General features: G+C 46.6%; 13 protein-coding genes and 1 rRNA gene. 6 read left to right on the forward strand and 8 right to left on the reverse strand.

What is annotated here, in order from left to right; translation table 11 throughout:
- Nucleotides 1-81 (reverse strand): 16S ribosomal RNA (locus BM082_RS24845); the annotation flags it as partial.
- Between the two features lie 488 nt (nucleotides 82-569).
- A complete protein-coding gene (gmhB, locus tag BM082_RS21190) occupies nucleotides 570-1,124 on the reverse strand; it encodes a D-glycero-beta-D-manno-heptose 1,7-bisphosphate 7-phosphatase (RefSeq protein ID WP_074928525.1) in 555 nt (184 codons plus the stop codon).
- A gap of 125 nt (nucleotides 1,125-1,249) precedes the next feature.
- Here gmhB and tsaA point away from each other — a divergent pair, with 125 nt between their 5' ends.
- On the forward strand, nucleotides 1,250-1,954 hold the full coding sequence (gene tsaA / locus BM082_RS21195) for a tRNA (N6-threonylcarbamoyladenosine(37)-N6)-methyltransferase TrmO (RefSeq protein ID WP_074928529.1): 705 nt from the start codon (nucleotides 1,250-1,252) through the stop codon (nucleotides 1,952-1,954).
- A gap of 67 nt (nucleotides 1,955-2,021) precedes the next feature.
- Nucleotides 2,022-3,737 carry a proline--tRNA ligase gene (locus BM082_RS21200; protein ID WP_074928531.1) on the forward strand — a complete coding sequence of 572 codons (1,716 nt, stop codon included), beginning with the start codon at nucleotides 2,022-2,024 and terminating at the stop codon, nucleotides 3,735-3,737.
- 39 nt (nucleotides 3,738-3,776) lie between these two features.
- Here BM082_RS21200 and BM082_RS21205 read toward each other — a convergent pair whose 3' ends face one another.
- Nucleotides 3,777-4,709: a GGDEF domain-containing response regulator gene (locus BM082_RS21205; RefSeq protein WP_017011463.1), complete on the reverse strand. Its 933-nt coding sequence runs from the start codon at nucleotides 4,707-4,709 to the stop codon at nucleotides 3,777-3,779.
- 223 nt (nucleotides 4,710-4,932) lie between these two features.
- Here BM082_RS21205 and BM082_RS21210 point away from each other — a divergent pair, with 223 nt between their 5' ends.
- From BM082_RS21210 to BM082_RS21225, 4 genes are all read left to right on the forward strand, one after another.
- Nucleotides 4,933-6,087, forward strand: a complete 1,155-nt coding sequence (locus tag BM082_RS21210) for a patatin-like phospholipase family protein (protein ID WP_017011462.1) — start codon at nucleotides 4,933-4,935, stop codon at nucleotides 6,085-6,087.
- A gap of 100 nt (nucleotides 6,088-6,187) precedes the next feature.
- The gene (locus BM082_RS21215; protein ID WP_017014270.1) at nucleotides 6,188-7,054 is read left to right on the forward strand and encodes a GGDEF domain-containing protein; all 867 of its coding nucleotides are present in this window, start codon (nucleotides 6,188-6,190) and stop codon (nucleotides 7,052-7,054) included.
- 82 nt (nucleotides 7,055-7,136) lie between these two features.
- Nucleotides 7,137-7,343 (forward strand): YaeP family protein, encoded by a 207-nt coding sequence (locus BM082_RS21220; protein WP_017011460.1) that lies wholly within the window; start codon nucleotides 7,137-7,139, stop codon nucleotides 7,341-7,343.
- Nucleotides 7,343-7,531: a DUF4250 domain-containing protein gene (locus tag BM082_RS21225; protein WP_017011459.1), complete on the forward strand. Its 189-nt coding sequence runs from the start codon at nucleotides 7,343-7,345 to the stop codon at nucleotides 7,529-7,531. The genes BM082_RS21220 and BM082_RS21225 overlap by 1 nt, the downstream gene beginning before the upstream one ends.
- 74 nt (nucleotides 7,532-7,605) lie before the next feature.
- Here BM082_RS21225 and BM082_RS21230 read toward each other — a convergent pair whose 3' ends face one another.
- From BM082_RS21230 to dnaE, 5 genes are all read right to left on the reverse strand, one after another.
- Entirely contained in the window at nucleotides 7,606-8,955 is a 1,350-nt protein-coding gene (locus tag BM082_RS21230) for a sodium-dependent transporter (protein WP_017017487.1), read from the reverse strand.
- A gap of 186 nt (nucleotides 8,956-9,141) precedes the next feature.
- Nucleotides 9,142-9,453: a c-type cytochrome gene (locus BM082_RS21235; protein ID WP_017011457.1), complete on the reverse strand. Its 312-nt coding sequence runs from the start codon at nucleotides 9,451-9,453 to the stop codon at nucleotides 9,142-9,144.
- A gap of 67 nt (nucleotides 9,454-9,520) precedes the next feature.
- Complete coding sequence (gene tilS / locus BM082_RS21240) at nucleotides 9,521-10,873, reverse strand: tRNA lysidine(34) synthetase TilS (protein WP_017014272.1); 1,353 nt, start codon at nucleotides 10,871-10,873, stop codon at nucleotides 9,521-9,523.
- A gap of 103 nt (nucleotides 10,874-10,976) precedes the next feature.
- The gene (accA, locus tag BM082_RS21245; RefSeq protein WP_017011455.1) at nucleotides 10,977-11,939 is read right to left on the reverse strand and encodes an acetyl-CoA carboxylase carboxyl transferase subunit alpha; all 963 of its coding nucleotides are present in this window, start codon (nucleotides 11,937-11,939) and stop codon (nucleotides 10,977-10,979) included.
- 61 nt (nucleotides 11,940-12,000) lie between these two features.
- Nucleotides 12,001-15,480 (reverse strand): DNA polymerase III subunit alpha, encoded by a 3,480-nt coding sequence (gene dnaE, locus BM082_RS21250; protein WP_074928533.1) that lies wholly within the window; start codon nucleotides 15,478-15,480, stop codon nucleotides 12,001-12,003.
- Between the last annotated feature and the right edge of the window lie 18 nt (nucleotides 15,481-15,498).

Below are 15,498 nucleotides of genomic sequence, written 5' to 3' on the forward strand. Positions count from 1 at the left end.
TTGTTGTCGCTGCCGCTCGACTTGCATGTGTTAGGCCTGCCGCCAGCGTTCAATCTGAGCCATGATCAAACTCTTCAATTAGAATTTTGTTGTTATCCCCATCTCCGAAGAAACAGGTCTAACGCTCAATGAATACTGAATTACTTTTTTGCCCGTAGGCAAATCTGCATTGACTGTGTTGATAGCATCACTCCGAAGAGCTCAACCATCTTGGGTCACTCAGTTCATTGATAAATCTTATGTCTATCAAGTACGAGTGCCCACACAGATTGTATAGGTCAAATTGTTAAAGAGCTGCCCAGCTTCGCTGAGCGGAGAGAGATTTAAACTCAACTCCTTTTTTGAGTCAAGCACTTTTGCTTTCCTCATGTTAGCTGCGAACTTTGCCGTGCCAACAGGGAGCGCATTATAGGGAGTGAATCGCTCTTGGCAATACCTTTTTGACAAAAAAATCAGTTTTTCTTCAAAAAGCAGTTCAAGTGCTCAAAACATCATCATTGTGATAAAAAAACAGCCCAAATGGGCTGTTTAGATAGATATATTCACTAAAAAGAAAATACGCCTGTGGCTTATATTTCTTTTAAATAGGCAGGCACATCAGCAATGCTATCGAGTACAGCCGTTGCTAACGCCTCTCCTTCTTCTGATACTTGTTTTCCGGTGCGTACAAGAATCCTTGTAGCAACACCGGCAGCTTCGGCGGCTCGCATGTCATCGGCTTTATCACCAATCATGACTGACTTATCCATGTCGATCTTCAAGAACTGACTCGCGTCTAAAAGCATTCCCGGCTTAGGTTTGCGACAATCACAGTCCTTTTTGTAAGTTTCATCGCCATGTTCAGGGTGATGCGGACAATAGTAGATACCATCAAAATCTACGCCATTGTCTGCAAAATTCCAGTCCATCCATTCAGTTAAGGAAAGGAAGTCGTCTTCGGTGTAATAACCACGAGCAATGCCTGACTGGTTCGTTACGAGTACAAGCAAGTAGCCCATCTCTTTCAATGCACGACATGCATCGAATACACCGTCGATATATTCAAAGTCGTCGACTTTGCTGATGTAACCATGATCAACGTTAATAACGCCGTCTCTATCAATAAATACCGCTGGATTGGCCAAAGCTATGCCCTCTATATATGCTTAGTGCGCGATTATGACATGCAATTCGCTCATCATCTATTGTCACACGGTCTCTTCATCTCGTTGTGGTAAAGTCTGCATCAAATGAAATAGAGAGTTACCTTATGAATTACTCACTTGTCCCTGTGGGTCACATTCAATCCCCATTCAAAGAAAAGTTCGCTGTTCCTCGTCAGCCTGGATTAGCACCTAGCGCAAAGGCATCAATCATTTTGACAGGGGATGCCAATAACGAAGATGCTGTACGCGGCTTAACTCAATTTTCACACATTTGGATTCTCTTCTTGTTTGATCAAAACCTCACACAAGGTTGGACACCAACCGTTCGCCCACCCCGTTTAGGCGGTAACGAAAGAGTTGGTGTATTTGCCAGTCGAGCGACTTTTCGTCCAAACGGCATTGGCATGTCTGTTGTAGCGATTAAAAACGTTCGCAGGGTTGACAGCCAAGTTATCATTGAGATCGGTAGTTGTGATCTTGTTGATGGCACACCTGTTGTCGACATAAAGCCCTACATTCCGTATTCAGATGCAGTTCCAGATGCGATTGGTGGCTACGCAAGCGAAGCGCCACAAACACTGGATGTTTCATTCAGCGCGGAAGCAAATTGTGCACTATCAAAGATCAATGATGGCCAACAAAAGGCACAAGTCATCAAAGAAGTGCTAGCTCAAGACCCTCGCCCAGCCTATAAAAAGGGCAAAGACGACAAGAAAGAATATGCTGTTCATCTTTTCGATCTAAACGTGAAGTTTATCGTTGATGAACCAACCATCGTTGTGACAACGATAGAAGCCTTTTGCGATTAGGGTTGTCACTGGTAATATGGCCTACTTATTACCTTCCATAATGTAACTAGATAAACGGATAGCATAGATGCGTACCAGTAAATACCTTCTTAGTACTCTGAAGGAAACGCCAAACGACGCAGAAATCATTAGCCACCAGCTAATGTTGCGTGCTGGCATGATCCGCAAACTGGCGTCAGGCCTATATACCTGGATGCCAAGTGGTTTGCGTGTTCTTCAAAAGGTTGAAAAAATCGTTCGTGAAGAAATCAATAACGCTGGCGCTATTGAAATTCTAATGCCCGTGGTTCAGCCCTTTGAACTTTGGGAAGAAACGGGTCGCTCTGAAAAGATGGGGCCTGAGCTTTTGCGCTTTACTGACCGTCACATGCGTCCGTTTATTCTGAGCCCTACCGCTGAAGAAGTGGTTACCAGCTTGGTTCGCAATGAAATCAACTCGTACAAGCAGCTTCCATTGAACTTGTACCAAATCCAGACGAAATTCCGTGACGAAAGACGCCCTCGTTTTGGCGCAATGCGTGCACGTGAATTCTCAATGATGGACGCGTATAGCTTCGATTTGGACAAAGAAGGTCTACAAGCATCATACGAAGCAATGCACGTCGCATACTGTGCTGCTTTCGACCGTATGGGTCTTGATTACCGTCCAGTGCTTGCTGACACCGGGGCGATTGGTGGTTCTGCTTCTCACGAATTCCACGTTCTTGCGAACAGTGGTGAAGACGTAATCGCATTCTCAACAGAGTCTGATTACGCAGCAAACGTTGAGATGGCTGAAGCGCTAGCACCTGCAGGTGAACGTGAAGCAGCAACACAAGAAATGACGATGGTTGATACGCCGAACGCAAAAACCATCGCGGAGCTTGTTGAGCAATTCAACCTTCCAATTGAAAAGACCGTTAAAACACTGTTTGTTAAAGCATCGGAAGAGTTTGATGGTGAATTGGTCGCGTTGCTCGTTCGTGGTGACCACGAGCTTAACGAAATCAAGGCTGAAAAACTGCCACAAGTTGCTGTTCCTTTTGAATTTGCAACTGAAGAAGAAATTCGTGCAGCAGTTGGCGCAGGCCCAGGCTCTCTTGGCCCTGTAAACCTATCATTGACCTTCATTGCTGACCGCAGTGTTGCCGCAATGAGTGATTTCGGTGCGGGTGCCAATATCGACGATAAACATTACTTCGGTATTAACTGGGGCCGTGACGTCGAGTTGGGTGATGTTGCCGATATCCGTACTGTTGTTGACGGCGATCCAAGCCCTTGTGGCAAAGGTACGCTTCAACTTAAGCGTGGTATCGAAGTTGGCCATATCTTCCAGTTGGGTACAAACTACTCAGAAAAAATGAATGCTGGCGTACTGGGCCCTGATGGTAAGAACACTATCCTTGAGATGGGTTGTTACGGTATCGGCGTATCTCGCGTTGTTGCGGCTGCTATTGAACAGAACCACGATGAAAACGGCATTATCTGGCCAGAATCACTTGCACCTTTCAGTGTTGCAATCGTTCCAATGAACATGCATAAATCTGAGCGTGTACGTGAAGCGGCAGAGAAGCTGTACGCTGCTCTAACGGCTGCGGGCATTGAAGTGTTGTTTGATGATCGTAAAGAACGTCCTGGCGTTATGTTCTCTGACATTGAATTGGTGGGTGTTCCACATACCATCATTATCGGTGAGCGCAGCATGGACAACGGTGTGTTTGAATACAAACACCGCCGTAACGGTGAAAAAGTGCCTGTTGAAATAGACGCAATGGTTGAATACGTTAAGTCTCAAATGGCTTAATGATTCAAACAAAAACGCCTCCAAGTTGGAGGCGTTTTTTTAAAGCACATTTTCGGAAAACGTGACGTAGTTTCTGCCTTTCTCCTTCGATAGGTACAAGGCATCATCCGCAAGCTTAAAATACTCGTCCACACTTCCGAGCTTTTCTTTCGCATCAACCATGGTTGCCCCAAAGCTCATCGTTACCGGAATACGTTTTCCATCGAACGTAAATTCATACAACTCAATCGATTCACGCAACCGCTCTAAAACAATGAACGCTTCTTTTTCATCATGCGGCGAAAACACCAAGCAAAATTCTTCTCCCCCTACTCGACCTACTCTGTCATAAGGGCGAAGCTTGTGACCTAACAGCCCTCCAAGTTGGCGCAATAATGCATCTCCACCAGGATGACCATAAGTATCGTTTACTTTCTTAAACCAATCGATATCACACAGGGCAAAACACAACTTCCCCTTCTCTCTTTCTATACGAGAGAAATCTTCATTTAAACGTTCAAACAGTGCCCTGCGATTAAGCAACCCCGTCAGTTCGTCGTAACTGGCAAGATGGTCTAAACGATGCATCGCATCCACCAACCGAGATTGAAGCTCTAACGTACGGATCCCAACATCAACACGAGCACGAAGCACCTGTGTATTAAAAGGCTTGGGCACATAATCATTAGCCCCTTTATTTAGCCCCAACGCGATATGTTCTGCACTGTCGCGCGCGGTGCAAATAATAATATAAGGCGGGTTTGATGTTTCGATTTGGCAGATCTTTTCACACAGTTCAATACCGCTATATCCCGGCATTTCCCAATCAAGAAGTAACAAAGATGGAGGATTAGGATGCATCATGACTTCTAATGCTTCCAGACCATCATTTGCAACAATGACGTCTAGTCCCCATTTTCGTAGAAGTACTTCAACAAGCTTTGCTAAGGCTTTGTCGTCATCTGCAACCAATGCAGTGAATGAAGGGGCCATGTAGTTATCCAACATCGAGTCATGAATAAAAATATAACACTCACCGTTCTATTGTATTGACTAGTGCTCAATAAATGACCCAGCTTTTAGCGTTCCATCACACTCGTTATGGAAACAGTTGAATAACAATAGCTTCAAAGCTCGCTATGCATACCAAGCCCAACTAATACGGCATGCTAAAGTTGTTATAACCACAGAGATCCAAGGATGAATCGGCCATCACATGAAGAAGAAGAATAAAAGCACCAAAAGCGCACCTCAAAAGGTCGCTCTGATACTCAGTGGGGGTGGGGCACGTGCTGCATATCAAGTGGGCGTGTTGAAAGCGATTTCTGAATGGTATCCACGCGTCCATGCCAGCCCTTTTACGATTTATTGCGGAATCTCGGCAGGCGCACTCAACGCAACATCGCTCGCATGCCATTCGTCATCTTTCCGACTCGGCGTCAAAAAATTGTCTTGGCTTTGGTCGAAGCTTCACACCAAAGATGTTTTTAGTAGCTCCTACGGCGACATACTGCATCATTTAGGACGACAAGGGTTTGCGCGTATGCGCGCACAGTACCACTGCGCCCCGCCTTTTGGCCTACTCGACAATCGCCCTCTCAGAACACTGCTCAACAACGTCATAAACTACAACAAGATAGAACACCAAATAATCAACAAGCACTTACATGGCTTAGCCATTACGGCGTCGAATTATCAAACCAGTAAGTCCGTCACCTTCTATCAGGGACAACCTGAGATCAAACCTTGGGTACGCTCACGGGCAATCGGGCAGCAATGCCAAATCACGACAGAACACTTGCTTGCTTCATCTGCAATTCCGATTGTTTTCCCCGCATCTCAGATTGGGCATGGTTATTACGGGGATGGTTCTGTACACCAAATTGCACCGCTACGACCCGCTTTAAAGATGGGGGCAGAGAAGCTCCTCATCATTGATTTAGCGCCACCACAAACTAAGAGCAAACAAGCCGTACCCAGTGCGCCAGGGCTTGCGACGCTAGGCGGACATTTAATGGATGCGATCTTCGCCGATACATTGTCAGCCGATCTTGAGCACCTCGATAGAATGAACAACATCGTTTCTTCGCTCGACAGTAAAAAAGCCGAAAATTTGGCGCTGCGGCAAGTATCTGCCTTCCACCTCTCCCCCTCCAGCCCATTTGAGCCCTTGGTTGAGAAGTATTATTCTCATATGCCTATTGCTGTTAGGGGCTTAATGAGGTTACTGGGCATTAGCCCGGTTGAAGATGCAGCGATCACCAGTTATCTGCTTTTTGAGCCGAAATATATCAACCACTTAATTGACATGGGATACCAAGATGCTCAAAATCGTCGATCCGATTTGACGGCGTTTCTCTCCATCGAATAAAACCTGTTAAACAGATTAATCATCGTAAGATCGATCATTTGGAATACTTTTTGCTTTAAGTATAACTAGCCCGCAGTAATGGATTTTAGAGGCATTATCGATGAGTACTCGACAACTGGAACAGTTAAAGCAAACAGCGATACAATCGCGCCGCGTTCCTTTAGCCGCAGATCAGCGTCTGATAGTGCTACAAAAACTGCAAGGCAGGCTCGAGATAGATTCGCTTTTCGAGGTTTTTTGCCGAGAACTCGAAAAGCAAATCGATATCTCCCGTCTTATCTGGGAACACAACGAGATTTCTCACATTGTTCGGCGTGGTGGCTCCACCGATTACCGTCAAACCTTCTCCATCAAATTCGCGCAGTCTCCATTGGGCATGCTGCAATATTGCACGCCCTACAAACTCGACACTGATGAGATAAGCCTGATCCACACGTACCACAGATTACTAGCAGGGCCATTGAGCAATGCAATTGAATACAATCGCGTTAGAAACCTTGCCTTGCTTGATAACTTAACAGGCCTGAACAACCGCACCAGTTTTGAACAAGATATTCGTCAATCTATCGCACTCACAGAACGCCAAGATCATGGTTTGATCTTAATGATTTTCGACATGGATAATTTCAAACAGGTCAATGACACCTATGGTCACTTAGATGGTGATAAAGTGCTACGCCGCTTTGCTCTGCTTTTGAAGCAAGCTATTCGCGCCTCTGATCGTTGCTACAGGCTTGGTGGTGATGAATTTGCCGTTCTACTGACACCCGCTACACGCGAGTCAGCACAATTAGTGAATGAGCGATTAAAAACACTCATATCAAAAGATGCCTTGCTCACATCTCACAATATCTCCAGTTCTGTCGGCTGCTCTATCTATCAACAAGGCGACAACAGCACATCCATGTTTGAGCGTGCAGATCGAGGTATGTACCGACACAAGAATAGCCGCCGTCGTCCTGCATAATCCCCCCTATTCACGCCGTTTTCTCTCCTTTCGTCTCCCTTTTTACGATATATTTCACTCAGCGTTTTATTTAGGAGTGACTATGCAAGTCTACGATTGTTGCACGTTGGTTCGTCAACGCTATGCAGAAATTGGCAGCGGTGAACAAGGCTATATTCCAAAAGCCATTCACTGTGCGATCAAAACCTTAAACTCAATTGCATCAGACGACTCTCTTCCAGAAGAGACTCGCGATCAGGCAGCATTTGCGGCAGCAAATTTGCTGATCAGTGACCATGAGGATGCCTAATGAATCTGAAAAACTTTGAGAACATGGATACAGTGATGCTGATGAGCATTGTGAACATGAAGCTGAGAGATGATTTCAATTCTTTAGAAGATCTCGTTAGATACTTTGATATTGATGCCGAAGCACTGAAAAACAAACTGGCGACTGCTGGTTTTGACTACATGGAAGAACAAAAGCAGTTTCGATAACTCTTTACCGTCCCCCAATTAAAAACGGAAGCATCAGCTTCCGTTTTTTCATTCTTAGCCGCGCAGGTTTGCGTTTACGCAACAGACATCCAGATAACCGCTGCGACCAATGCCGGACAAACGAATTTCACATAGAAAGGCCATACTTTCCAAAACAGGCTCTGCTCAATATCGTCAAACCCTTCACGCATCTCCTGTAACTTTTGATGACGGTTCCAAACCCAACCACCATACAAACAGAACAAAAGCGCGGCAATAGGTTGGACGTACTGTGTTGCAACCGTCGCCACGAGGCCAAATAGATCACCAAAGTTAAACACAATCACCGCACTGAAAGCTGCAATCGCGCTACCCAGTAACCAGCTCGCCGTTGAGCGAGATGTACCGACACGCTCATTCATTAAAGCAACAGGGCATTCCAACATGGAAATTGACGATGTCAGTGCTGCAATGGTCATCAGAACAAAGAACACCAAAGCAATGAAAGTGCCCGCAACACCTAGACCATCAAACAACATAGGAAGAACATCAAACACCAGTGTGGACGAACTAAGCAGGTCGCCGTTTTGATCGTAAATTTCGACACCCTGTGCCATGGCAGCAAACATGGCTGGCATAATGACTAAGCCTGCTACAACAGCCACCGCGGTATCCACCAGCGTCACGTTCATCGCCATCTTAGGTAGATTTTCTTTACGGCTAAGGTATGAGCCATAAATCAGCATGGAACAACCACCAATGGTGAGAGAGAAAAAGCCCTGCCCCATTGCCGCTAAAATCAAATCACTGTCCATGATCTTTGAAAAGTCCGGGATCAAATAGTGTGCAAGGCCTTCGTTTGCTCCCGGTAATGTCATCACATAAATAAACATCACGCCGAACAATACAAACAACGCCGGCATTAAACGCGTTGACCACTTTTCTATGCCGTTTTTCACACCAGCTTGAACGATCAAAATAGTCAGTAAATAGAACACTCCTGCACCAAACAGGTTGCGGCCAACCGAGAAGCCTTTTAGCCAATCTGATGCTGCATGTAAACCGACTAAATCAGCCCCAGCAGCCAACATGAATGACACTAACCAGCCACCCACGATGCTGTAAAACGCCAAGACAAGGCATGGCACCATCAATCCGATGAAACCGACGCCACCACCCAGTTTTTTCGTCAGCGGTGTCTTTCCTAAGGCACGCATACTGTCGATAGGGTTGGCCTGACCATGACGCCCAATCGCCATTTCGACGACGAGCATAGGATAAGCAACCACAAGGATCAGTAGCAAATAGACGAGAAGGAATGCTCCGCCCCCATTACTTGCTGCTTGCGTAGGAAAACCCCAAATATTACCTAAACCAACCGCTGCACCTGCAGCGGCAAGAACAAAACCAAGTCGAGAACTAAAATGCTCACGTCCTGCTGCCATTGAGTTAACCTCTAACAATGTATCAGTGAGCTAGTACACTAGTAAACTCTGGCATTAATAGCAATAGCAGTGAATTTGAATGGCTAAAAAACGAGCGAACAAAATATAAATCTGCGAGTTAGTCCGAAGGCAATAAAAAAGCCACAACATTTGTTGTGGCTTCTGTTGGCAGAACCTGCTGAACGGTTACTTCATTTGTGCGAAATATGCCGCGAGGTTTTCCATGTCTGCATCGCTTAGCATCGTTGCTTGAGGCTTCATGATTGCAGCTTGCGCACTGGTGCGCTCTCCATTTTTATAGGCTTTGAGCGCAGAAACAATGTACTGCGGATTTTGACCAGCTAGGTTTGGGTACCCCGGAATCGCAGCAATACCATTTGCACCATGGCATGCAGCACAGATTGCTGCTTTCGCTTTTCCAGCTTCCGCATCTCCAGCGGCAAATGAGGGAGCAGCCGCCATCATGGCAACCAGCCCCAAAGAGATAAGATGTTTCATTGCTTCCTCACTTATTGTTATGTCGAACTAATCAATTTTTACACGTGAATAACATTTACGCACTTAATCAATGAGTTTTGTGCCAGACAAAGTCACAGTCCTGACCTTCAAAGCCTTCACAAACAAACAACCCTGCAACGGCTGCCACTGTTTCTCCAAAGTATAGAAGTGGTGTCCGTCTTCGCATCCAACTCGGCACACCATATTCTTGATACAGCTTCTTCAGCTTGCGTTTGCCCTGCCGTCCAAGGGGATGAGCGAGCACACCTTCAGGATCAAAACGTATGGACACTTTTTCATCAAGTTTAGGTTTACGTAGTTGCACGCTAACTCGATTACCTTGAGCATCAAAATTATCAAATTTGAATGCGCTTTCAGCGTCAAATATCCCTAATTGACCGCATTCATTTGGCAGTTCGATAAACACGCCTCGCTTCAGTGACGCACGCCAATCAGAGATGTCTTCATACTTAGGGACAGCGTGAAGCTGAGATTGAAAGCGTCTTACTTGCCAACCCCCAAGGTAAAGCTTGGGGTTCGCGTCGTCTGACGCAGCAATTACCGAGGAAAACAGCATGCTTAGCTGAGCTTGAGAAGCAGAAAGCCCAGTGGTTTGTTTCAGCCAGCGGCGAACAAGTGCTGACTGCATTTTCGCTGAGTAGCCGTTGAGGGCATGCAGAGAGATAACCACAGAGTCTGGACACACAATGGCATCATGTTCTTGAAGTAATTCTTCCAACAAGGCTTCTTGTTCAGCACATAAAGACGCAGTGCGGTTAATGGCCTTAACGAGTCCAGGCCATCGAGATTGCGCCGGCGGTAACCAGCGTTGTCGAATGAAATTGCGGTCAAATTTACAATCAAGGTTGCTTTCGTCTTCTACCCAACTTAGCCCCCGTTGCTCGGCATAGGCTTCAATGTCCCTTCGCGTTACAGATAACAGAGGCCTTAAAAGAAATGCTTGGCCCATTGGACGAAGTGCTGGCATTGCAGATAACCCTGCGGGTCCGCTGCCTCTTTTGAGTGCTAAAAGGAATGTTTCTGCCTGATCATCGGCATGTTGTCCCGTCAAGATAAGGGCATTCGGTTCTACATTGTCTTCAATCCCTTGATAACGCGCCGTTCTCGCCGCTTTTTCAATGCCTTCTCCGTTATTTTTGACTCGTACTTTAACGCCTTTAAAAGGGATGCCAACGTCACTCGCCCACTCGCCACACTGCGTCATCCAAGAGTCTGCATGTGGGCTAAGCCCGTGATGGATATGGATGACTAAATAACGGTGCTGCGGGTGAACGTCCCTGTAAGTAGAGAGAAGATCGAGCAGGACACGCGAGTCGATACCACCGCTCAAGGCCAACACGATTTGGCGAGAAGATGATAAATGGGCATCGAGAACATTTTCAAAAACAGAGAACAACATGTGTGCCTCAAAGCAAACTGATTAGGCTAATCATAACATTCAGATGCAAAAAAGGGCCTAATCAGGCCCTTTCAGTTTCTTGTCTGGAATCTATAAAAACTGCTTAGCAATATCCATAGTTCAGCAGGCGCTGATAACGGCGCTCACGCAATGCTTCTTCATCCAACGGTGCAAGATCATCTAGCTGCTCTATAAGCAGCGCTTTGATGTTTGCAGCAGTCAGAGCTGCATCACGGTGTGCACCGCCCATTGGTTCGGCAATGATAGAGTCAATCAAGCCCAACTCTTTTAGACGAGGCGCAGTCATGCCCATCGCTTCCGCTGCTAGCGGGGCTTTATCAGAATCACGCCACAAGATTGAAGCACAACCTTCAGGAGAAATAACCGAGTACGTTGAGTACTGAAGCATGTTCACGTAATCACCCACACCAATAGCAAGCGCACCACCGGAGCCACCTTCACCCACAACGTTACAGATAACTGGCACAGTCAAACCTGCCATTTCTTTCAAGTTACGCGCAATCGCTTCTGATTGACCACGTTCCTCAGCACCAACTCCAGGGTAAGCACCCGCAGTGTCAATGAAAGTAATAATAGGCATTTTAAAGCGCTCAGCCATTTTCATCAGGCGCAGCGCTTTGCGGTAACCTTCAGGTTTTGGCATGCCAAAGTTACGAATCACCTTTTCGCGTGTTTCGCGGCCTTTTTGATGGCCAATAACCATCACTGGGCGACCATCAATTCGCGCCATACCACCAACCATCGCCTTGTCATCAGCATAGGCACGGTCACCGGCCAATTCTTCAAACTCAGTGAAGATAAGGTCTGCATAGTCCAAGGTGTAAGGACGACGTGGATGACGAGCAAGCTGAGCAACTTGCCAAGCGCCTAAATCACTGAAGATTTTTTTGGTCAATTCAGTGCTTTTTGTCTCCAATTGCTCGATTTCTTTATCAAGATTGACAGCTTCTGGATCGTCACCGCGCTTGGACACTACGCGCAGGGCTTCAATTTTTGCTTCCAATTCAGCAATTGGCTGTTCAAATTCAAGGAAATTAAGACTCATAGAGAAAGAATCCTGTTCAGGTAATGAAATGCCCCATTAATCATTTAACGAGGCAAAAGTATCAGTCAAATTCCAACTCGACCTGCTTTTCGCCGAGTAGGGTTTTTAAATCGTCTATCAATTTATCGTCTGGCGTAACGCGCCACTCTGTTCCTAAGACCAGTTTCGCGCGGGCATCGTCACGCTCATAGTACAAGTTTACTGGAACCGTTCCCGCTCTGTGCGGTTCAAGGATCTCACTGAATCTCTCGAAGAATTTATTATCAATTTGCCCTTCGGTCACCGATATAGCAAGACCACGCAAATATTTTTCGCGTGCTTGGGCGAGATCTAACACCTCTCGCGCCGACATTTTAAGGCCACCGTTGAAGTCATCAAAGCTGACCTGTCCCGAAACGACTAAAATTCGGTCTTTTTCTAAGAGATCCAAGTACTTTTCTAATGCATCTGAGAACAGCATCACTTCCATACGGCCCGATCTGTCATCCAACGTCAGCAAACCGATACGCGTTCCACGCTTGGTTGTCATTACGCGAGCGGCTATCACCAACCCCGCAACGGTAGAAACCACATCTCGCTTCGTGGCGTGAGCATCTTCCAAACGCCACGTAATGTAATGCTTGAGCTCTTTTACGTAGCTATTGATCGGGTGACCCGTGAGATACAAGCCTAAGGTTTCACGCTCACCTTCCAACCATACCTTTTCAGGCCAATGTGGCACATTCGCATATTTGTGCTCAACCTCTTCAGGTGCATCGGTCAACACACCAAACATATCAGCCTGACCAAATGCTTCAGCCTGATGATGTTGGCTCGCTGACTTAATCGCATTATCTAACGATGCGACCATCGCAGCACGGTGAGGACCTAATCGATCAAGCGCGCCCGATTGGATCAATTTTTCAATAACACGCTTATTCACTTTTTTGGTATCAATACGGGCGCAGAAATCGAACAGGTCACGGAAATAACCGCCTGCTTCGCGCGCTTTAATGATGTTTTCAATCGGTGCTTCACCCACACCTTTAATCGCACCAATACCGTAAACGATCTCGCCTTTTTCATTCACATTGAAACGGTACAAGCCAGCATTTACATCAGGCGGCAACATCGTCAACTTCATGCGACGGCATTCTTCCACCAGACCAACGATCTTGTCGGTATTATCCATATCCGCCGTCATTACGGCGGCCATAAATTCTGCTGGGTAATGCGTTTTAAGCCACAGTGTTTGGTAAGAAACCAGCGCATAGGCGGCGGAGTGCGATTTGTTAAAACCGTAACCTGCAAATTTTTCAACCAAGTCGAAGATTTTCATCGCCAACTCGCCATCGACGCCATTCTTCACTGCGCCATCTTGGAAGGTTGCGCGCTGCTTGGCCATTTCCTCTGGCTTTTTCTTACCCATCGCACGACGAAGCATGTCTGCACCACCTAGGGTGTAACCAGACAAAACCTGTGCGATCTGCATAACCTGTTCTTGATACAGAATGATGCCGTACGTCGGTTCAAGAATTTCTTTTAGGGAATCGTGCTGCCACTTTTCATCAGGGTATGAAACAGCTTCGCGGCCACGCTTACGGTCGATAAAGTTATCTACCATCCCTGATTGCAATGGTCCCGGACGGAACAGAGCAACCAGTGCGATCATATCTTCAAAACAGTCGGGCTGAAGACGCTTGATAAGATCTTTCATCCCGCGGGATTCCAACTGGAATACCGCTGTCGTTTCGTAGTTTTGCAATAAACGGAACGACGCCGCGTCATCCATCGGTATCGCTTCGATCGCAATAGGATCTAACCCATCCTTCGCAAGACGAGGGTTAACCATCTTGAGTGCCCAATCGATGATCGTTAGCGTACGCAGACCCAAGAAGTCGAATTTAACCAAGCCCGCGGTTTCAACGTCATTCTTGTCGAATTGGGTAACAGGGTAATGACCTTCGCTATCGCAATACAGAGGCGCAAAGTCAGTGATCGTGGTCGGTGAGATAACAACACCACCCGCGTGCTTACCGGCGTTACGTGTACACCCTTCAAGGATACGACACATATCAATCAGTTCGCGAACGTCTTCATCACCTTCGTATGACTCACCCAACTGTGGCTCGACATCGAACGCTTTCGCGAGGGTCATCCCCGGATCCGGCGGAACCAATTTGGAAATGCGATCAACAAATCCGTAGGGGTGACCAAGCACACGGCCAACGTCGCGAATTACCGCTTTTGCCGCCATGGTACCGAAGGTAATGATCTGAGATACCGCATCACGGCCATACATTTCGGCAACGTGATCGATCACCTTATCGCGTTTATCCATACAGAAGTCGACGTCAAAGTCGGGCATGGATACACGTTCAGGGTTAAGGAAACGTTCGAAAAGGAGGTCAAATTCCAGCGGATCCAAATCTGTGATTTTTAATGCGTATGCAACAAGCGAACCCGCACCAGAACCACGTCCCGGCCCCACAGGAATATCGTTATCTTTTGACCATTGGATAAACTCCATTACGATGAGGAAGTAACCTGGGAATCCCATTTGGTTAATCACGCCTAATTCAATATCAAGGCGTTCATCGTATTCTGGGCGTTTCTCCGCCCTAACTGCAGGATCGGGAAAAAGGAACTCAAGACGTTCTTCGAGGCCTTCTTGTGACTTCTTCACCAAGAAATCGCCAATCTCTAGCCCTTCTGTCGGGAAGTTTGGCAGGAAGTACTCGTTCAAACGCACGGTCACATTACAACGTTTTGCAATTTCAACCGTGTTAGCGAGGGCTTCTGGAATGTCATGGAACAGTTCGCACATCTCGTCTTCAGTACGAAGATGCTGTTGCTCGCTGTAATTTTTTGGTCTGCGTGGATCTGCAAGCGTGTAGCCATCATGAATCGCGACACGAATTTCATGAGCATCAAACTGATCCGACGTAATGAAGCACACTTCATTGGTTGCCACGACGGGTAAATCGTTTTCAGAAGCGAAATCCAGAGCAAAGTGCAGGTAGGCCTCTTCATCAGGGCGACCTGTTCGCGTCAATTCGATGTAATACGCATCAGGAAAGTGTGTTTGATAAAACTCAGCACATTGCTTGGCAAGGCCCATATTGCCTTTTAGCAATGACTTACCTAAATCACCACGACGACCACCCGATAAAATAATCAAGCCATCTTTAAGCTCTTCAAGCCATGCTTGGTCAATCACAGGTTGATGCTGAACATGACCACGTAGATAAGCTTTAGAAATCAGCAACGTCAGGTTTTTATACCCTACATTGTTTGCTGCGAGCACGGTCAGCTGACACAAATCGTCTCCGAATGCGTCCGACTGCACTTTAAAATCCGCGCCAATAATAGGCTTAACGCCGCAACCTTGCGCCGTGTTGTAGAACTTCACCAAACCACATAAGTTCGTAAAATCTGTCAATGCCATTGCAGGCATGCCCATTTCAGCAACTTTTTTGACCAAAGGCGGCACTTTCGACAGGCCGTCGACCATGGAGTAGTCACTGTGAACACGAAGGTGGATATAGCGTGGGTCTGACATAGAACTCGTACGTTACTG

The organism is Enterovibrio norvegicus DSM 15893 (genome assembly GCF_900115495.1).
GTDB lineage: Bacteria > Pseudomonadota > Gammaproteobacteria > Enterobacterales > Vibrionaceae > Enterovibrio > Enterovibrio norvegicus.